The organism is Lactiplantibacillus dongliensis (assembly GCF_005405105.1).
In the GTDB taxonomy this organism is placed as follows: domain Bacteria; phylum Bacillota; class Bacilli; order Lactobacillales; family Lactobacillaceae; genus Lactiplantibacillus; species Lactiplantibacillus dongliensis.
In genome coordinates, this window is sequence record NZ_BJDK01000011.1 from 37,801 (window position 1) to 55,753 (window position 17,953).

At 42.9% G+C, this 17,953-nt stretch carries 21 protein-coding genes; 8 read left to right on the top strand and 13 right to left on the bottom strand.

Translation table 11 applies throughout. From position 1 onward, the window contains the following. Positions 1-111 precede the first annotated feature (111 nt). From FFM80_RS05600 to msrA, 4 genes are all read left to right on the top strand, one after another. Positions 112-372: a type II toxin-antitoxin system Phd/YefM family antitoxin gene (locus FFM80_RS05600; RefSeq protein WP_223876846.1), complete on the top strand. Its 261-nt coding sequence runs from the start codon at positions 112-114 to the stop codon at positions 370-372. Continuing rightward, positions 369-677, top strand: coding sequence for a type II toxin-antitoxin system RelE/ParE family toxin (locus tag FFM80_RS05605; protein ID WP_137639903.1), 309 nt, complete (start codon positions 369-371; stop codon positions 675-677). The genes FFM80_RS05600 and FFM80_RS05605 overlap by 4 nt, the downstream gene beginning before the upstream one ends. 132 nt (positions 678-809) lie before the next feature. Next, on the top strand, positions 810-1,256 hold the full coding sequence (gene msrB / locus FFM80_RS05610; RefSeq protein ID WP_379853078.1) for a peptide-methionine (R)-S-oxide reductase MsrB: 447 nt from the start codon (positions 810-812) through the stop codon (positions 1,254-1,256). A gap of 5 nt (positions 1,257-1,261) precedes the next feature. After that, a complete protein-coding gene (msrA, locus tag FFM80_RS05615; protein WP_137639905.1) occupies positions 1,262-1,777 on the top strand; it encodes a peptide-methionine (S)-S-oxide reductase MsrA in 516 nt (171 codons plus the stop codon). Positions 1,778-1,791: 14 nt separating this feature from the next. On the opposite strand, the gene FFM80_RS05620 is transcribed toward msrA, so the two are convergent. The 4 genes from FFM80_RS05620 to FFM80_RS05640 form a co-directional block, all read right to left on the bottom strand. Continuing rightward, positions 1,792-2,019, bottom strand: coding sequence for a YozE family protein (locus FFM80_RS05620; RefSeq protein ID WP_137639906.1), 228 nt, complete (start codon positions 2,017-2,019; stop codon positions 1,792-1,794). Positions 2,020-2,159: 140 nt separating this feature from the next. Further along, positions 2,160-3,008 (bottom strand): phage integrase N-terminal SAM-like domain-containing protein, encoded by an 849-nt coding sequence (locus FFM80_RS05625; RefSeq protein ID WP_137639907.1) that lies wholly within the window; start codon positions 3,006-3,008, stop codon positions 2,160-2,162. Between the two features lie 1,178 nt (positions 3,009-4,186). Beyond that, complete coding sequence (locus FFM80_RS05630) at positions 4,187-4,522, bottom strand: helix-turn-helix transcriptional regulator (protein WP_137639908.1); 336 nt, start codon at positions 4,520-4,522, stop codon at positions 4,187-4,189. A gap of 437 nt (positions 4,523-4,959) precedes the next feature. Next, positions 4,960-5,757, bottom strand: a complete 798-nt coding sequence (locus FFM80_RS05640; RefSeq protein WP_137639946.1) for a bacterial Ig-like domain-containing protein — start codon at positions 5,755-5,757, stop codon at positions 4,960-4,962. Between the two features lie 378 nt (positions 5,758-6,135). Between FFM80_RS05640 and FFM80_RS05645 the strand changes: the two genes are divergently transcribed. The 3 genes from FFM80_RS05645 to FFM80_RS05655 all read left to right on the top strand — a co-directional run bounded on the left by FFM80_RS05645 (position 6,136) and on the right by FFM80_RS05655 (position 10,008). Then, positions 6,136-7,563 carry a carboxylesterase family protein gene (locus tag FFM80_RS05645; protein WP_137639909.1) on the top strand — a complete coding sequence of 476 codons (1,428 nt, stop codon included), beginning with the start codon at positions 6,136-6,138 and terminating at the stop codon, positions 7,561-7,563. A gap of 73 nt (positions 7,564-7,636) precedes the next feature. Continuing rightward, positions 7,637-8,803, top strand: a complete 1,167-nt coding sequence (locus FFM80_RS05650) for an MFS transporter (RefSeq protein ID WP_137639910.1) — start codon at positions 7,637-7,639, stop codon at positions 8,801-8,803. 368 nt (positions 8,804-9,171) lie between these two features. Continuing rightward, positions 9,172-10,008 carry a MerR family transcriptional regulator gene (locus FFM80_RS05655; RefSeq protein ID WP_137639911.1) on the top strand — a complete coding sequence of 279 codons (837 nt, stop codon included), beginning with the start codon at positions 9,172-9,174 and terminating at the stop codon, positions 10,006-10,008. 30 nt (positions 10,009-10,038) lie between these two features. Here FFM80_RS05655 and FFM80_RS05660 read toward each other — a convergent pair whose 3' ends face one another. The 3 genes from FFM80_RS05660 to FFM80_RS05670 all read right to left on the bottom strand — a co-directional run bounded on the left by FFM80_RS05660 (position 10,039) and on the right by FFM80_RS05670 (position 13,312). After that, positions 10,039-11,592, bottom strand: coding sequence for a hypothetical protein (locus FFM80_RS05660; protein ID WP_137639912.1), 1,554 nt, complete (start codon positions 11,590-11,592; stop codon positions 10,039-10,041). A gap of 2 nt (positions 11,593-11,594) precedes the next feature. Next, on the bottom strand, positions 11,595-12,887 hold the full coding sequence (locus tag FFM80_RS05665; RefSeq protein ID WP_137639913.1) for a glycosyltransferase family 2 protein: 1,293 nt from the start codon (positions 12,885-12,887) through the stop codon (positions 11,595-11,597). A 185-nt stretch (positions 12,888-13,072) separates the two neighbouring features. After that, positions 13,073-13,312, bottom strand: coding sequence for a type II toxin-antitoxin system RelB/DinJ family antitoxin (locus tag FFM80_RS05670; protein ID WP_171001043.1), 240 nt, complete (start codon positions 13,310-13,312; stop codon positions 13,073-13,075). 161 nt (positions 13,313-13,473) lie between these two features. Here FFM80_RS05670 and FFM80_RS05675 point away from each other — a divergent pair, with 161 nt between their 5' ends. Beyond that, positions 13,474-13,908, top strand: a complete 435-nt coding sequence (locus FFM80_RS05675) for a hypothetical protein (protein WP_137639915.1) — start codon at positions 13,474-13,476, stop codon at positions 13,906-13,908. A 4-nt stretch (positions 13,909-13,912) separates the two neighbouring features. On the opposite strand, the gene FFM80_RS05680 is transcribed toward FFM80_RS05675, so the two are convergent. From FFM80_RS05680 to FFM80_RS05705, 6 genes are all read right to left on the bottom strand, one after another. After that, positions 13,913-14,437: a GNAT family N-acetyltransferase gene (locus FFM80_RS05680; protein WP_137639916.1), complete on the bottom strand. Its 525-nt coding sequence runs from the start codon at positions 14,435-14,437 to the stop codon at positions 13,913-13,915. Positions 14,438-14,458: 21 nt separating this feature from the next. Further along, positions 14,459-14,920, bottom strand: a complete 462-nt coding sequence (locus tag FFM80_RS05685) for a MarR family winged helix-turn-helix transcriptional regulator (RefSeq protein WP_307722453.1) — start codon at positions 14,918-14,920, stop codon at positions 14,459-14,461. 181 nt (positions 14,921-15,101) lie between these two features. Continuing rightward, on the bottom strand, positions 15,102-15,518 hold the full coding sequence (locus FFM80_RS05690; RefSeq protein WP_137639917.1) for a MarR family winged helix-turn-helix transcriptional regulator: 417 nt from the start codon (positions 15,516-15,518) through the stop codon (positions 15,102-15,104). A gap of 305 nt (positions 15,519-15,823) precedes the next feature. Beyond that, entirely contained in the window at positions 15,824-16,231 is a 408-nt protein-coding gene (locus tag FFM80_RS05695) for a hypothetical protein (protein WP_137639918.1), read from the bottom strand. Further along, positions 16,224-16,544, bottom strand: coding sequence for an acetyl-CoA carboxylase (locus FFM80_RS05700; protein ID WP_137639919.1), 321 nt, complete (start codon positions 16,542-16,544; stop codon positions 16,224-16,226). Before FFM80_RS05700 ends, FFM80_RS05695 begins: the two co-directional genes overlap by 8 nt. Next, on the bottom strand, positions 16,537-17,847 hold the full coding sequence (locus FFM80_RS05705) for a Y-family DNA polymerase (RefSeq protein ID WP_137639920.1): 1,311 nt from the start codon (positions 17,845-17,847) through the stop codon (positions 16,537-16,539). The genes FFM80_RS05700 and FFM80_RS05705 overlap by 8 nt, the downstream gene beginning before the upstream one ends. Between the last annotated feature and the right edge of the window lie 106 nt (positions 17,848-17,953).

Below are 17,953 nucleotides of genomic sequence, written 5' to 3' on the forward strand. Positions count from 1 at the left end.
TTTTTGAAAAGACATCCAATTTGGGTGTCTTTTCTTGGTAGAGCAAAAGCGTACGTATAATCGTACGCTATGTGATATAATATCGGTAGTAATTGAAGATGAGGTGAGAAAATGGCAGAAGCAATGGATACGTATACGCCTACTGGGGCACGTAAAAATATTTATAATTTGATTAGAGGTGTTGTTTCTAATCATACAACTATCCAGATTGCGAGCTCTCCAGATGAAGCTGTAGTAGTTGTCAGCAAAGATGATTGGAATGCGATGCAAGAGTACATTGAATTATTAGAAAACGGCGTGATTGATGAAGTGAATACTCGAATGGCTGATGCTAAAGCTCATCCAGACACTGCTTTTGGTGATCCTCTATGATTTTTGAATCGCTAGATGAAATTGAAAAATTACCGGTTAAATATCAAGTCATTCCTTATAAAAAAGTAGTGACTAAAGATTTGCCTAAATTGGATAGACTGAATTTGCGTTCTGATTTTGATGAAATTGTAGAGATATTGAGAAGAAAGCCCCAAGCACACTTACGACATAATGAAAAACTGTCCGGATATACTAGTCAGGGGCAACGTTCAATGCGAATTAATCAAAAACATCGAGTTGTTTTTTCGATTGGCAAGACTGAAGTTTTTATTTGGTCAGCTTGGGGGCACTATACAAAAAGATAGTTTTGAGCAATGGCTTATTTAATTGCCATTGCTTTTTTAAGCAAAATAGTTGCCTTTAAATCTAGTTGCAGTATGATTAATGAGTGAAACGGTTGTACACAATTTAATTTTATGCTGAAAGGATTTGATCAGATGGCAGATAAGGCAGATGATTTACGACAACGGTTGACCCCAGAGCAATTTGCGGTAACGCAAACGGCTGCGACGGAAGCCCCGTTTAGTGGTGAATATGATGACTTTTATCAAGCAGGAATTTATGTTGACGTGGTTAGTGGTGAGCCCTTATTTAGTTCGTTAGATAAATATGATGCTGGTTGTGGCTGGCCATCTTTTACCAAGCCCCTTGCCGAACAGCAGATTAAGCGCCATGTTGATCATGCTTTGGGAATGACGCGGACGGAGGTTCGGAGCGCTAAAGCTGCTTCACATTTAGGCCATGTCTTTACGGATGGTCCGACGGCTGCGGGTGGGCTGCGCTATTGCATTAATTCAGCAGCCCTAAAGTTCATTCCAGTAGCTGAATTAGCGGCTGCTGGTTACGGTGATTATGTCGCATTATTTCAAAATAAAAAGGACTGAGGTTAATGGCAACAGCGATTTTTGCCGGTGGCTGTTTCTGGTGTATGGTCAAGCCGTTTGATAGCTTGCCGGGAATTGAAAAGGTGGTTTCAGGGTATACGGGCGGTTCGGTACCGAACCCGACCTATGAACAAGTGGCTAGTCACACGACTGGCCACACTGAGGCGGTTGAAATTACGTTTGATCCGACTGTGATTAGCTATGCGCAGTTAGTCGAGATCTATTGGCGCCAGACAGACCCGACGGATGCGGCTGGTCAGTTCCAGGACCGTGGCGACAGTTATCGGCCGGTTATCTTTGTGAATAGTGACGCACAACGGCAGATTGCGACCGCGTCTAAGCAAGCTTTAGCTGCTAGTGAGCAGTTTGATCAGCCAATCGTGACGCAGATTGAGGATGCACAGCCATTTTATCCCGCTGAACCAGAACATCAAGAGTTCTATCGTCGGAACCCATTTCGTTATCAAATTGAAGAAATGGGCGGTCGTAGTAAATTCATTAAGCAGCACTGGTTAAATTAAAAAGCGATTCGGCTCTAGATAATTCTGAGCTGAATCGCTTTTTTAGCAGCTTGATAAGCCGCTAAAGCGTCATAAAATGATTGTTTAATGGAATCACGGATATTTAAGTAAGTGATGTAGTCTGATAACTCATGGACATTACTAGTTAAAGGAAAGTCAAAGTCCGAATGAGCGTAGCAAGCAGCCGAATAATATGGGCCATGTTGGTTAACAAAGGGCTCTAGCCAGCGATAAAAGTTCATCAAGTCATCCTCTCAAAAGTTAATATCACTAGTTTACCGACGATAAAGCCTGTTGTACAGCGATTTGCATTGATTTAATTAAGCTGCAAATAGTTTGTAATCTAACCGCAACACCCTGTTAATTAATTGCAATGTTTAGCTTATCTTTGCTGCCGTAAAGCGCGTAAATCTTGTTGTCGTAGTAAGTTCTGATAGTACCCCAAACTAGTCAAATCGAAGTGTAACGTTTGCATGATTTCGGCTGGGTCAGTTGAACGGTGTTGGCGTAAGTACCATAATACAAAGCTTTGATACAGGCTGGTCGGTTTTAAAGGTAAGCCTAAACGTTGCCCATCGCCCGTTAAATACTTATGTAATGCGGCTAGTGTGAGATGGGGATCATCACCACGTTGTCGCGTTTTTAAGAATAAATCTTTAGTTGCAAATTGGGCTTGCAATGGCTGGATAAATTGGTTAAATTTAGATAGGAACGTTTGTTCTTCACTCGAAAAATCAAGCTGCGTCAGTTGTTGATAAAAATTTGGTGCCAACATGGTGCTGACCGGATAGCCTTTACAAGTTAATAGTAAGAATAACCGAGTATACACGTGTAGATCATCATTTGCTAGCAATGCTGGCAGTTGTTCCGGCCAATCCGCGCTAGTCTGTGTGGCAGTTAATGGCTGACCCTTGATAGCAAACGTTGGTAATGTTGTAATCACGCGATGTTCAAATAAATAGTTAAAGTACACGTTTAAATTCGATAGATTTTTATTTAACGTCGACTGCTGATATGCGCGTTGCGTTTTCAGCATATCTAAGTAAGCTTGAATGTCATTTTCAGTTAAGTCGGCGAGTAAACCGCTAGCAGCGAAAGTTTGATTAAAGTGTTGCTCGTAATTAAAAAAGTCTGCTAATGTTAATTGGTATTGATCAATGGTCTTAGGATGTTTGCCATCGGTAGTTAGGTGTTTGATGAAGCTTTTTTCATAAGGAAAATGCGTTGACATGTAGGTGTCATCCTTTCTATCTGTATATCGTTACTTTAACTTAAACACAAAAACAACCAAAAAACAAGCCACTAGCCTAGGTGCTGAGAAACGCATTCTAAGGACAAGTTCAGCATTAAAACGTATCCTTGATCATCTAATGATACGAGAACACAGATATGAAAAGACGTGATTTTTAGACAAATTTATGGATAGCATAAAATTCAATGAGTTGTTGATAATGACAATCGTTAATAATATAACGCAACTGATAGCTAGCCGTTGTTATTATTCGCCAAGTTGTTTGCTTTTAGATCATAAATAATTAGAATTCTGTGGTCAGCAAAATGACAAGATTAACAGATAAATAAAGCCTACAAGCAAAATGATAAATATCGCGACAACAAAACTTAATCGAAACTGACAGACAAACAATCGTCAAATTGATGTCGAACACAAAAGAGCGTTTAAAGAAGTGGCAAGAGAGGCAAATTAGGTCGTGGGGGAGCTATTTTCTTTTTACTTCTACTTTGTATAATATATATTATGTAAACTAGAATATGATATAAAATGAACACGGCTCAAATTACGGTATCCCCCGTGTTCATTGGATTGGTTCGTTCTATATAACTGCAAAATGCGTAGTTAATGGTTATTTTTGCAAATTGCACAATTATTTGTTAACTAGCGTAGGAATTTATAACAGATTGACTAACAAGTTTGGCTGTTTTTGTTGCTGATTTTTCTAAAGTGTTTGAATTTTAACCAAGCTCGCTGTAAATGTAACGTTGACAGATATTTGATTGAGCCAATTCACTGAGCTTATGTGGTGCTAATCTGTTTGCGGTTCGTTACCAGTATTTATATATGCACCCACAGTTGCCGAATGTGTAAACCTTATTTTTACTTGTTATTATTGATCTTGAATCTCTAAATTGCGTTGAACTGATTGCTGTGGAGCAAATGGAAATGCTAGTTGCAGCTTCAACAGTCATCGTGAATTGTGGCAAAACCTAACTGCTGAAGCTGCTTTAAAATATTCATAAAGGTTCACTGTTTTACAAAAAAAGCTCGGCGCCCTTGGGCAAACCGAACTGGATTCTTAATTAATCATCGTAACTAATTTGATAACCAATTGCAATTGTTGAATAAAATGGATAAATTGCAACAATTGTTGGTCGGTCAAATACTGTTAATACTCAGATTGTTACCCAATCATACCGCTTGAGAAACTTATCTGATTTATGTTGTGGTGCAGATTCCATAGCAGTTTCCTTAGCTAGATGCAATTTGAAATTTGCATCTAAGTTTAACAATAACTGACTGGAAATTCCCATAACAGATTCAATTCTTAAAGCCAGTATCTCGTTGATAAAACGTTTACGTTTAAGAATATCAGATATATTCTTTTGACTAACACCTAATCGGTCAGCTAAATCAATTTGGGTAATCTGATAAAATTCCATGGTTTCTTTAATTAAATCAGCTGCTGAACTGGTATGATACCGTCGAATAGTATTTTCACGATGTAGCATTGTCTTCAACTCCTTAGTGATAGTCTTCAATCTGTGTGATCTGAACGGTTACGATTTCTGATTTTTCAACGGAAAGCTGGTCATTTTTATCATAGCCCTCAAAAATGATACGAAAATTTTTGCTGACATCAACTGCAAATTTACCCTCTAAATTATTATGTAGTCGATGACAAGGGGTGGCGGATCAGACGGTATCTGCTGCAAGGTATTTGCAGCGTCAAACTCATCAAGCCGCATTTGAATCCTCTTAGCCCGATCATGGCCAAAGTTTTTAACCAGTAACCGTGGATCATTCAAAATCTTATCAAGCTTTAGAAACAAAGTCTTAGTTTCAACAGCCATTATTAATCTATCCTGCTATCATTTAGTACAAAAGCAATGATAAACGACCTACTACGCGTTTATCATTGCTTTTGAAATACTTGATGGTAATAAGCTTAGTTATGTTTCCGGTTCAATGTGACAAAGCCCCAGAAACTGCTTAATAATCCTAATAACAAACCTAAAAAGCTGAAGTTGATCGTTGATTGTTCCTCAGTTTGTGGCAAATGAGTGGTGACCGCTGATGTTGTCGACTTCTGATTGGCTTGGTGTAAGTTTACTTTAGCAGGAACAAGTTCGTTATCACTAACGTTTTGACTACCCTGCCGTTTCAACGTAACTGGTTTTGTTACGGACTGAGTCGCTTTAGCGCCCTGCTTAGCTGGTGCCACGTTAATGACTGGTTTTTTAACCGGTGCAGTCGTTGCTAACACCGACGTCACTTTAGTCGGTGTGGTTGGTTGATCAACATTAGTTGGCTGTTGTGCCGGTGTTTCAATCACTGGTTGGTTAGGTGTCATTATGACGACATGCCCTGGTTGCTGGATTATTGTAGCTTGTACTGTCAATTCTACAATTTTAACGATCTGATTGTTGCTAGCATCAGTGTACCGGTAGCTCACTTGATAAGTACCTGGTTGTGTTAAATCAGGCGCTGCAACAGCTCGACCATCTTTAGTATACGTAATTGCTAAGTCCGCGGCCGTCAACGCCTTTCCAGTCGCATCGGTCCCCTTGCTGAAGTTCGTCAAAGGTGACCAATTAGTCCCTGCCGTGATAGTGATGTCAGCGGCATTTAAAGCCAAACTGGCTTGTGATGGTAAGACGTTCAGTGTGGTGGTTGCCGTGGTTGGATTGCCATCTGGATCAAGATACGTATAGGTAATCGTGTGCTTGCCAACTAATAAAGGCACTTTTGCATGATATTTCCCCCATAGATAACCTAATCTAACGCTTAAAAGCTACCTGATTTATTAGTTCAATAGAATTAATATTATTAATGAATTAGCGCTGTTAATTCATTGAATTAACTTTAGTGTAGGCTTTTATATAATTAAAATCAATTTAATTATTAACGCCCTACTTAATGTTTTAGGTTAAATGTTTGAGAGACACATCTATTTTTTTCGTCAAGATTTGGTAATGCTAGATCATCTTAATTACGCCTGAGTCTTGCTAGGTGGCTATTTGAATGATGTTAAGATTTCACTTGACTGTAACGCCACGTTACAGTTTAGAATGAATAAATATCGAACTTAAGCAACCCAAAAACGTGGAAGAAGGAATTTGAAATGTCACATCCTAATAAAAAATTTAAGCATGTCCAAGAATGGCTTGGAGTGCCTTATGGTATTGCTAGCCGGTTCCAAAAAGCACAGCTAGTCCCCTTTAACCCCAACGATGATTATCGTCAAAGCGGACCAGCATCGGTGCAATTAACAGATCCAGCTTTTATAAATGCTGACAAAGGTGAAAGCGAAGATTGCCTAAATCTTAATATCTGGGCACCAGAAGATGTTCAAGAAAAACTACCAGTGGTTGTTTATATTCACGGTGGTGGTTGGACGTATGGCGCTAACTCGCAAGATACGTCCGATTTATCTGGCTTAGTCGCTAGCGGCAAAGTGATTGGCGTTTCGCTTAATTACCGTTTAGGACCACTTGGCTGGCTTGAGCTATCTCAATATGGCGGGAAATTTAAGGATGCTAGTAATTTAGGCTTGCAAGATATGGTCCTAGCTTTAAAGTGGATTCACCAATATATTGAGTCATTTGGCGGTGACCCCAACCAAGTGACACTTACCGGTCATAGTGCTGGTTCGTTTTCACTGTTAACCCTTTTAGCTGTCCCTGAAGCTGACGGATTATACAACCGATTAGCCGCATTTTCTGGTTATGCTGCCCGCTATATCCCAGCTTGGTGGGCTGAAGAATTAGCCGATCAAGTATTAAAGACCCTCAACTTTACGTCACCGGAACAATTATTAACGGTTGATGCCAAGGCGCTAATGACTGTCGTTAACCAGGTATTACCAACTGACGTTTTGAAACGTGGTAATTTAAATACGATTTCAATTGGCATTGTCGATGATGAGTTTTTACCCAATGGCGTTTTAAAGACGCATCCGGCCGAGGTGATTAAAAGTGGCAGCCATAAAGATGTTGATTTAATCATCACGTCAACCACGGCTGAAGCAAGCTGGTATGCAGCTAATATTCCGGATAATGTTGATCCCAAAACCATCGAAGCCGTCATTGATGAGATGGTTTATGATTGCCATATTCCACGCAAACAAGCTGAGGCTATCGCTTTACATTGTGGCGCTGGTGAAGATTCTCCGCTTAATGTCAGAACTCGTTTCTTTACCGACTATAATTTCACCTTACCAGCTATTCGCGAAGCGCACGATCATGCGCAAGCTGGTGGCCGTGTCTATCAATTAAGTGTTGGCCCCGCTGCAGGCTCACCAGCTTATCATGGCACTGATATGTATGGGATTGTCGGCCAGGATGCCCCCGATGCGAGTCAAGAGCAGCTCGACCGGGATCACTTTATTAGCCAAGCTTTACTTAACTTTGCGACTGGTCAGTATAAAAAGTTATGGTCGCCAGTGAAGGCCGATCAAATAATGATCAAAGATATCGGTCAACGGCCTTATCAAGGCATTGACCATGCCAAAACGGTGCTACAGCTATTTAAAGGCATCGCTCGGCCATAATAAGCAGTAAAAAGGCGGGTAACCAACGCCTTTTTATTTAGCCAAAAAAACTTTCAAAAGAGAGGCATAAGTTTTGACAAAAAAGTTTTCATTCTTTTCAAAAGACATTGTTTGCGTGATGTTCGCTACCTTTTTTTACCAATTTAGTATTCAGGCAGTTAACCCGCTAATGAATGGCTATGCGCGTCGTTTAGGGATTAGTAGTACTTTTGCTGGCATCATTGTGGGCGTTATGAGTGTCACGTCATTATTATTAAGACCATTTTCTGGTAATTTAACTGATCGAATTTCTAAATATCATTTAGCCCTCATCGGTGGTAGCTTGTGTGCGATTAGTGATCTCGGTTACCTTTTCACTTTCAACGCTCCTTGGCTATTAACTTTTAGAATCATCAATGGCTTAGGCTTCGTCCTATGTACGGTTTGTCTAGCAACTTGGATGGCATTCTTAGTGCCACGCCAACACCTTGGCGCCGCGATGGGCTATTATGGCTTGCTAAACGCGCTTGCCATGGCGATTGCCCCGGCCCTAGCAATCAGCACCTATCAACTACTAGGCTATAAATTTGTGATCATACTGGCGGCTTTGAGCGCTGCCGCCATGGTCATTGTCATCCAATTAATCGATGACCGGGCTAAACCGGTAGTTGCATTAAAAGGCCAACATTTTAAAATTATTCAACGAGATGCCTTACCAGTCGCAATGATTTTCTCGCTATTGTCGATTCCCTACTTTGTGACCCAAGCGGATATTGTGATGTATGTTCAAGAACGTCATTTGACGATTGCCGTCAGCCTATTCTTTTTATGTTACTCATTTGCTTTGATTATCATTCGGATACTATTAAAAAACTATTTTGATACGATTGCATTTGGCATTTGGTTTTCTATCTGTATTGTGGCCACAATTGGTTATATTTTCCTATTAACCGTGATGCAAAACAATATTGAAATGATCTTAGCAGCGGGGTTAATGGCAATCGGGTTTGGGGTGATGGTTTCGGTTTCCCAATCGACGGCCCTCTTATTAGCGCCCATGGAAGAACAGGGACTGGCTAACGCCACTTATTATTTAGGCAGCGATATCGGCATGTCACTCGGCCCCATCATCGGTGGAATTCTACCAACGATTTTACCACTCAAATTCTTTTACCCAGTGATGTTACTGATCATCCCTTTAGCAACAATACTTTATCTATGTCATCGGCGACAGCTCAATGCCGCGGTCCAGTACAATTAAAACGACGTTATTTCAAAATTGATGACGGTGATCGATTAAAAGTCCGTTACTATTAGATTCAGAATCTAGATAGTAACGGACTTTTAAGTTATCAAAATGTTAAATTGTTGTTGTCATGCTGACGTTTATCGCTAAAAACGGTTGTCCTTTTGCCCACACGCTTGATCTAATTCAGTTTGTTTTATAGTAAAACCAAATCTCGTTTATGCTATAGTAAAAAACACATACTATAACACGTTTAATGTTAGTCAAAACTGCCGTCTGCCAGTTAGCTTCAAAACTGTTGCCCCAACTGGCGTGGCAAATTTAATCTAACTAGCACCAAACCGTACTGTCGTGTCACGTTACAACCCAACAGGAGGACTTAGATGCTTAAAATAAGTGAAATGGCAGAGCTAGCTAATACTACTCGGCGAACCTTAATTTATTATGATCAGAAAAATATCTTTAAACCGAAGTATAAAACTAGTACTGACTACCGTTACTATGATTATAGTCAACTGTATGACCTCTTATTCATACTAGGACTCCGTAGCTTAAATCTATCCTTGTCTGAAATTAAAGCAATCAAAGACCAGCCACAAGCCAGCCAAACGGCCTATTTGCTCAATGCCCAGAGCAAAGTAAATAAAAAAATTGCTGAATTCGTTCGAATCCAACAAGTTCTTGAGAAGAAAATTGAAAAGCAAGCTAGCCTGGATCATGAAGTACTTTATAAACCAGTCATTAAGCAACGCCCGCAGATTACGTTTTGGTGTTCACGCCAAGCGGTTAATGATACCGAAGCCGAAGTCGCCCAACTTTATGCTGAGTTTTACAAGCAATTAGACACATTGACCATTATGGATACAACCAAATCTGGATACCTAACCAATTTATCAATTGATAATCTAGCTGGATATGATGAAGCTACTTTTAGAATGATCAAAGAAGTCGGTAGCGTTAAGCATAAAAGGCTGATTCCAGTTTTAAAGAAAGAGGCTGCTAATTATGCGTGTGTTTTAGTTGATAACACGACTACTGGCATCCATCGTGGTTTAAATCAGTTAAAAACGTTTTGCCGACAACAACACTTAAAAACTGATGATTATTTGTGGCAAATCAATTCTGGTGACCTTGCTATGGAAAATGGCGTTTCTAAATACATTTGGCTTGATTTTACAATTCTTAATTCGGTAGATGACGCATTGATCGCACTAAACTAAGTCATATCAGATTAACCGCAAAGTAAAAAGTTAGCGTGCTGTTTCCCTAATGTTTTTCAAGCGATGGCGTTTAACCGTAGCTATCCCGCAAATGATTAAAAAGATTAGCGGCAAGTACAAGATAATATGGTACCGGCCTTGGACTTCCACCAGCATCGCACTTAAAGTAAAGCCATCCAGCAATAACGCACTAAAGAAGAAATAATTATTCAAATGCTGATTGTGACTGGCTAGTAAGGCTAGTCCTAACAGGACGCTAACCAAGGCTCCGACTAGCATCAAGTCAAAGTAGCCAAATGATAACGCGACCAGTAACGGCTTAAACTGATACCAAGCATGCCCCAAGCTAGTTTGATGTTTGGTATGGCTGAGGTTATACAAGACCCAGTTGTAGCCGTAGTCTTCGGCCATCAGTTTTTGCATCTTCAAATTGATGAATGACCCCCACCGCCCCTGCCGATTGAGCTGGTGAATATTGTGATCGGTTGTCTTAAACATCTTGGCGGCAATTTTGGCATAAGCGCCATTGGCTGTTGGGGTTACTTTCAAATCATGCGTTACTTGTGTCATTAGCTGGTCGTCATATTGGCCACTAGTCTTCTCATCCGTCCCAGTAGCGAGGCTATAAGCGGTACTAACATGGCTAGGCGCTAAGTTGACGCCATACATCCAGTTATATAATGTTGACGAGCCTGCAAATAGTAAGATGGAGGCGCCGATAAAGACCAGCAGTTTCCGTAACGTTGGTCGAAAATGCCGTAGTGGCTGCAGCAATAACCATAGGCTTAGTATTAGCAGCCCAATTAGCCAGACCGTCATAATTGGCCGCAGCATATTAGCCGCAATCGTTGCGACCCAAGCTAGACCTAGATTGAGCCACTGATCATTACTAGTCGCCGTTTTGATGGGTTTGAGCGCATTGGTTAGGCCGAGCATACTTAGCAAGAAACAGGTCAAAAATAGCGGTTCCGCACCGTTTAATAGCGTGCTATACAGCCAGTAAGCGGGAATCGCGTAAAACGTCAATGCTGCGACGATCCCTAGTCGGCGGGATAACCAACGTGAGCCGAGTTGGTAAAGTAGCAGCATATCTAACCAGGTACAGCCAATGTTGATCAACTGACTGACAAGATAGGATTGTCCGAAAAAGGCCGTGCCGAGACTGAAAAAGTTGGCAATATTTAAGGCGTGCGGGAAAACGACATAGCTACCTAATAAGCCATGCTGGAACATCGCCTTCCAGGTCATTCCTTGGGCACTATATGCCGCTAAAGCATGGTAATTCCAAAAATCCGAGGTGGGGGCAATTTTCAACCCCCATAGCAAAGGGACTTTAATCAGGGTTAAGCTACCGAAAACGAACATTAACCAACTGGTCTTTTGCCGGACTAACCAGTGAGTGACGCCAATAATGCCGAGTACTAATGCGATTGCTAGGATAATGCCGATAACTAGTCCGGCTGACCAAGGCAGCTTTAGGCTGATGGCCGCCCGATTAGTAGCAATTAACATCCAAGCTAGTAAGCAGCCCGCCACTAGCAAGACCAGTGCTTGACCACTTTTAACCAAGCCTCGTTTAAGCATGCTTACGCCCCCTGTCGTTTTAGACCAGCATACGCTCGCCCGGCGCCATGCCGGGTCTTGGTCCAATTCGTCTGGCCGCCGAGTTGCCGGGCAATGGCCGCGTATGGTGTTAAGCCAATAATGAGCAAATAACCTTGAAAACTAATACTGTCCCATAGTGCTGGCCAGAATTTGGTCGCTTGCTGAGCATCGGCGGAGTTACGTTGAAATAGGATGGTTAGGATGAGACAAGCAAACAAGGCAATTAAAATAACGGTTATTAAAGCCACGTGATGCCAGCCGGTGACCCAATCTTGTAGGCTTCGCATGATCAGTGTGATGAGGGTCACCAGACTCGTGACTGGGACGATGCAGCCCGTGATCGGCATCAAAATCCAGAATGTCGTATCAATGCGCTGGAACCAATTCAGATTCTTGGAACGCCATAAGGCTGGTAAGTAATGCATACACTGCACCGCGCCTTGGCACCAGCGAACCCGTTGTTTAAAGAACGGGCGTAACTTTTCAACGCCTTCTTGCTGGACCACGATCGTATGCGTAAAGCGTACTTGGCGTCCGAGTAGCCAGGTCCGCAATGTAAATTCCAAATCTTCTAGCAAACGATCGCCCCACGGATTGACCAGGGCTAAGGACAAACGGACAAATTGCCCGTTACCACTGGCGATGCCTTGACCCAATCGATTACGCAATTGTTGGGTCGCACTATTGACGCACATGAACTCAAAATTTTGCATCCGAGTTAGCCAGTTAGGCTGGTTATAAATACTAACACCAGTCTGGAGCATCGCTATTTTAGGCTGTTGTTCAAAGTTGGCGACGACGGCCGTTAAGTCCTGACTAGTCATAAAAGCATCGGCATCCAGCACCCCAACAATCGTTTGTTCTGGGTCGGCGTCTTTGGCCAGGGTGTGCTGTAAATACTGAATCGCTGTATTAAGAACGGCGCCTTTACCCTGCTTTTCGTTACCGGCTCGATGCAAGACTTGTAAGTAAGGTGAATCAGTCTGCGCTAACTCGCTAAGACTGCGATCAGTCGAATTATCATCAACCGCAATAATCTGTGCTTGAATCGTTTTGGGCAACTGATCCAGTTGCGCTGACAACTGGGTGATCGTTTTTTGAATGATGGCAGCTTCGTTTAAAACGGGAATAATCAAGTACAAGCGCATCGGCTGCTGGCCCTTTTGGGGTGTTGTAGTCGGTTCTCGATAATGATTGACTAACATAATATTAAATAAGAAATACAGATAAAAAAGACTCGAAATCGTAATCGCTAAATTTATAATGACGTGCATCAACAATCTCCCCCATATCCTGATAAACCTTGGTCTAATCAACTCTCAAATATGATTCATTTAATGAATTGCGCCTATTATACGGATATTGGGGCCAAAAACACCAGTATTCGGCGTCTGAAAACACGCTGAACTAACTGGTCATAAAAAAGGCCCCATCACGTTAATGATGAGGCCTTGGCACATTAATTGGTTGGTGCTTGGCGCAGTTGCGCTAATTGTTTTAACACAGCGGGCAATTGGGCTTCGCTGTAAGCTGGATTATTCGCAGCAAATGGCAAGCCACCGACCGCAATCGTTTGTTTGAGGAACATATTAAAGGCCGTTGATAAGTTCAACCCGAGGGCATCGTAAATCAACGCTGCTTGTTGTTTATCTTGTTCATTAACCCGGAACGAAACTGCAATGTTTTTGGGATTATCCATGACCATCACCTCAATCTAATCATACTAAATGTATAGTAATTGTCAATACACTAGTTCAGATGAGAATTTACCGTTCTTTTACTGAGACTTTACATGGCGATGGTAGCGTTGGCCTGGCTCGTTTCGTTATGCTCATTAAAACGAATAAAGAAGGTCTTTCAATGGATAAACAAACGACGACTTTATTAGGCTTAGCACTCTTACAACCAGTTGGCATTGCCCTAGCCCGAACGCACCTGCAAACGCCGATGGTCACTCATTACGGCTTCTGGGGACAAGCAATGGCGTGGCAATTACCAGCCAGCTTACCGTTAGCTTTATTGGTCGGGATTCTCGGACCACTCCTACTATTAGGCTTACGCCAGTTACCACTTAATCAGTGGCTGGATTTATTGGTGTTACCGGGCTTACCGACTAGTCGTTACTTACTAATGATGTTGGTTACCGGTTGGGATGTTTTCCTAATCAGCACACTTTTCTGGCAGTCGGACGGGATCAACACGGCTCGGATGGTCTTTACGACAGCGATCCTGTGCTTGCTCGGACTAAATAGTCTCGTCTTTATCTGGGCTTGGTGGCATCGCGTCGTGAAATAACTAGTTAATCTAGATGCTTGATCATTAATAAATCAGTCTGGACATCGTCGCCCATCACAAAATGATGGGAACTGAACTGGTGAAAGCCCCAGTGTGCTTGGTAGAACTGTTTGGCGGGTTCGTTGTGCTCCCAAACGCCAAGCCAAACGGTCGTTTTATGTGCGGCTTGGGCTAAGTCGATAGCTTGTTGAATCAATACGCTACCGAGGCCTTGGTGTTTGAAGGCTGGTAAGATATAAATTCGTTCAACTTCTAAGGCATCCGGTCCCATTGCTTCCGTTTGCGCGGTGCCGGTATTGAGCTTTAGGTAACCGACGTGGTGCCCGTCACGGACAATAAAGAAGAATTGGGAGTTAGGGTTTTGTAATTCAGCGGTTAATTTAGGGAGATTATAGGCACTATCTAAGTAAGCTTGCATGTTGGCCGCGGTATTGGCCGCTGCGAATGTTTCACGATAAGTTGTGAGACTCATGGCTTGTAAGGCGTTCACATCTTTAACTGTTAGAGCTTCAAGTTTAGGGGTTGACATTAAAAAGACCTGCTTTCAAATTTAGTATGGGCGGTGGCCGCCTTGTTTAACGGTAGTCCAATCAGCGGTCACCCGCTCGCTGACTTTCGCTAATAAGGCTGCTAACTGGTGGGCTTCATCGATCGATAAGTCCGCCAGCGCCACCTGATTGGAATAAGTATTTTCACGTTTGAGCTGCGGATAACGGGCTAATCCAGTCGCGGTGGGAAAAAGTTCTTTGTTTTTGCGATTGATTTTAGCGGCGTGTTTTTCAATCAAGCCTTGCGTCACCAGTTTTTGGACCGCCCGATTAGCCGTTGTACGGTCCACTCGCAATTGCTGGGCTAAGTGTTCCGTGATGATGCCAGGTTGTTCGCAGATGCGGACTAAGTAGAGGTATTGGCCCTTGGTTAAGGCCAAAGCTTGAAATTCAACGTTGCTGATGGCATCCAAAGCCCGCGCAATCGTCCCAATTTGGCGTAAAACGTCTGGTTGCGTCATCATGGTCACCCTCCTTTGATTAGAATAAAATCCAGTTTACAATTATTTTGCTGTACTTGCAATAAAAATATTAATAATTAGTGCCAGTTAAGTGGTCGTCAGCTAAAGTCGCACACAAAAAGACAGTCAGTAATTTAAGCAGATCATCTGCTTAGATCACTGACTGTCTTTTTAATTAAGCGCATCATTTTAAATTAGTCATTAATTTATGCACGAGCTTGGTCATGGTCGCCCATTCTTCATCACTGAGTTGAGCTTTGTCGACCAAAGTTTCTGGTAAATCGCTAATGGCGGCTCGCTTAGCGCGACCGGCCGCGGTGATGGCGACTTTAACTTGACGTTCATCGGCTTCACTGCGATGACGACTAACGAGACCGTCTTGATCCATCCGTTTGAGTAATGGCGTCACGGTCCCGGTGCTGAGGTCGAGCCAATGACCAATGGCTTTGACGGTTAGTGCGGGTTGCTCGCTTAGAAGCACTAAGACGAGGTATTGCGGATAAGTGATGGCTTGCGCGGCAAGTTCCGGTTGATAAGCCCGTTGAATTGCCCGCGAAGTCACATACATTAAGAAACAAAAATGATCTTCTAATTTACGCATAGCGTTGAGGGGACCCTCCTTTAAAACGGGTAAGTGTAATTATATAACACTTGCTGCTTTTATACAATTCAATTGTTAACAACTAATCAACTGATTACTGAACTTAATCAGCTTGTATTATAGCATCCCCAAGCCTGCAACCTAGTAGCGAGTGACTTGAATCCGGCGATTTAGTTAGTATTTTACAACTTAGATTGAAAGGAATTTGTGTTAATTAATAGCGACCGATTGATTTTAGTTTGGTGATGCCTTATTTTGGGCTGGCCTGCTGGCACGTCTAACTCAAAACCCCCGCTAAGCTTAATTTAGCGGGGGGTTTGAGTTGAATCAGTGGTCGTTGTCAGTTCAACATGCCGAATATTGTCTAATGCGATTAGCTGCCAACCAGCTAGCACAATATTTGTTTCGTAATAGCCCGTCACTAGCCCCACGACATCGGGCAATAAGTGGCCATCACGGTCGCGTTCGTTCAGTTGGATGCTGACCGGCTGGTTTTTAAGATAGGCCTGTTGCAGGTAATCAGTCTTGACAGTCAACGACTGAACTGGCTTTTCAGGATAATGTTGAGCCTGCTGAGCCCGTTGCTTTTTTAAGGCGCTAGTATGATCACTTAAGTAGAACCCTTGCCACTTCACCATACCGCGGTCTTGGTAAACATGGTCGAAGAACTCTTGGACGACCTGAATATCAAATGATGATTTAGCCTTACTCATAGCCATGCTTCTTTCTTTGAATCAGCCGTTGACTTTGCGGCCAATATTGGTCGGTAAAACCGTCGTATTCGATGGTGAGTTGCGTCAGCTGCTGCAAGTCGTGAACGACCGTTTCCAGGTAAGCCAGCTCATAGGTTTTGATCGTATGTAACGGAATTGACCGCAACCGTTGCCATTTACGCTGGTGGTTGAAAAAGACGTTGTAGTAACCGCCGTAATGATTGTCAACAATCTGTAGCCAGTAACGGCTTTGACTGACCGGCTTAAATTGCGCGGTTAAGCGGTCGTTAATTATGCGGACATCTTTATTCATAAGCATTTCCTCCATTATGGCCCCCGACAAGTGATGCTCGGCGAATCGCAGTGCCACCAGGTAATAGACTGCTGGTGTAGACTAACTTGGTGAAGCCGAACCGGGCGCGAACATGATCGACGACTAAGGCGATGCGGTCAGCTTTGACTTGTTGCTCAACGCCAGTGAATAGGCTCAGTTGTTGGCCCTGTTTGGGGCTAAGCTTGGATGCATAGACAGCTAAGTTGCGAATGGCTTGACCATCCCAATGCTGCCGAAAGAGTCGCAATAAGGTCTGGGTCAAGACGGGATCACGATCGGTCGGGTCGATGCGCACTGCTTGGGTCCAACCGGCCCGGCCATCAGTGGGACTAGCTGCATAGGCAAAGCCGACTGACAAGGAAACGGTACTCGTTAATTGGTGATGATGTCGCAACCGCGAAGCCACTTGTTCCCCGACTTCTTTAATGACCGTTTCAATTTCCTTGGGTTGGGTATAATCTCGCGGTAAGACTTGTGAATTACCGAGACTGGCTTCTTTGGGGCCGGTCTGTTCGCTAACTTGCGAGCGGTCGATGCCCCACGCTACGGCGAAAAGCTGCATACCTATGAGACCTAGTTGTTGCTTAAGTAAGTACGGATTAGCATGCGCTAAGTCGTTCATATTATAGATGCCCAGCCGATTGAGCCGGTTAGCCGTGCGATGGCCGATACTCCAAACACTCGTTAGATCCTGGACGGACCAGATTAGTTGTGGCACGGTATCATAGTGGATTTCACCGATTAAATCGGGGGTATGCTTGGCGTATAGGTCTAAGGCTAACTTAGCTTGCACGGGATTGTCACCGATGCCAACGGTGGTGTAGAGGCCCAATTCGTGGCGAATCGTGTGTTGAATTCGTTTGGCGACAGCGCGGGGGCTATCACCGAAGAGATGCCAGGAATGGGTTAAATCCAGAATTGATTCATCGATCGAATAAGGCAGTAAATCACAGTCAGCGACAAAGCGGTTAAAGATTGCGTTGATTTGCAAGTTACGTTTGATGTATAGGTTCATTCGCGGCGGCACAACAACTAATTGCGGGTCATTCGGTAAATCTCGTTGACGGGAGACGTTGGCTTGCAAGTGGTAAAGCTTTTTGGCCTCTGGGGACGTTGCCAACACTAAGCCGCCATTTGTATTGTCAGTTTCAGACATCACCACTAGTGGGACCTTCAATGGATTATAGCCGCGTTCGACACATTCACAACTGGCATAAAAGGATTTGTTATCAATTAAAAAGTACACGCCGTGCGGTTCTTGTCGATAATCTAAAGTTTGCATTGCCCCAACCCCCTATCGGTTAATTGCTTTTATTATACACGAACGTGTGTTCTTTTGAAAGTAAAAACTTTTATCAATCATCTTTGCTATTAAAAACCAGGTCAAC

Excerpts from the sequence above, each read along its gene's own strand:
- FFM80_RS05600 (WP_223876846.1), top strand. The coding sequence starts at position 112 with ATGGCAGAAGCAATGGATACGTATACGCCTACTGGGGCACGTAAAAAT.
- FFM80_RS05605 (WP_137639903.1), top strand. The coding sequence starts at position 369 with ATGATTTTTGAATCGCTAGATGAAATTGAAAAATTACCGGTTAAATAT.
- msrB (WP_379853078.1), top strand. The coding sequence starts at position 810 with ATGGCAGATAAGGCAGATGATTTACGACAACGGTTGACCCCAGAGCAA.
- msrA (WP_137639905.1), top strand. The coding sequence starts at position 1,262 with ATGGCAACAGCGATTTTTGCCGGTGGCTGTTTCTGGTGTATGGTCAAG.
- FFM80_RS05620 (WP_137639906.1), bottom strand. The coding sequence starts at position 2,019 with ATGAACTTTTATCGCTGGCTAGAGCCCTTTGTTAACCAACATGGCCCA.
- FFM80_RS05625 (WP_137639907.1), bottom strand. The coding sequence starts at position 3,008 with ATGTCAACGCATTTTCCTTATGAAAAAAGCTTCATCAAACACCTAACT.
- FFM80_RS05630 (WP_137639908.1), bottom strand. The coding sequence starts at position 4,522 with ATGCTACATCGTGAAAATACTATTCGACGGTATCATACCAGTTCAGCA.
- FFM80_RS05645 (WP_137639909.1), top strand. The coding sequence starts at position 6,136 with ATGTCACATCCTAATAAAAAATTTAAGCATGTCCAAGAATGGCTTGGA.
- FFM80_RS05655 (WP_137639911.1), top strand. The coding sequence starts at position 9,172 with ATGCTTAAAATAAGTGAAATGGCAGAGCTAGCTAATACTACTCGGCGA.
- FFM80_RS05660 (WP_137639912.1), bottom strand. The coding sequence starts at position 11,592 with ATGCTTAAACGAGGCTTGGTTAAAAGTGGTCAAGCACTGGTCTTGCTA.
- FFM80_RS05665 (WP_137639913.1), bottom strand. The coding sequence starts at position 12,887 with ATGCACGTCATTATAAATTTAGCGATTACGATTTCGAGTCTTTTTTAT.
- FFM80_RS05670 (WP_171001043.1), bottom strand. The coding sequence starts at position 13,312 with ATGGATAATCCCAAAAACATTGCAGTTTCGTTCCGGGTTAATGAACAA.
- FFM80_RS05675 (WP_137639915.1), top strand. The coding sequence starts at position 13,474 with ATGGATAAACAAACGACGACTTTATTAGGCTTAGCACTCTTACAACCA.
- FFM80_RS05680 (WP_137639916.1), bottom strand. The coding sequence starts at position 14,437 with ATGTCAACCCCTAAACTTGAAGCTCTAACAGTTAAAGATGTGAACGCC.
- FFM80_RS05685 (WP_307722453.1), bottom strand. The coding sequence starts at position 14,920 with ATGATGACGCAACCAGACGTTTTACGCCAAATTGGGACGATTGCGCGG.
- FFM80_RS05690 (WP_137639917.1), bottom strand. The coding sequence starts at position 15,518 with ATGCGTAAATTAGAAGATCATTTTTGTTTCTTAATGTATGTGACTTCG.
- FFM80_RS05695 (WP_137639918.1), bottom strand. The coding sequence starts at position 16,231 with ATGAGTAAGGCTAAATCATCATTTGATATTCAGGTCGTCCAAGAGTTC.
- FFM80_RS05700 (WP_137639919.1), bottom strand. The coding sequence starts at position 16,544 with ATGAATAAAGATGTCCGCATAATTAACGACCGCTTAACCGCGCAATTT.
- FFM80_RS05705 (WP_137639920.1), bottom strand. The coding sequence starts at position 17,847 with ATGCAAACTTTAGATTATCGACAAGAACCGCACGGCGTGTACTTTTTA.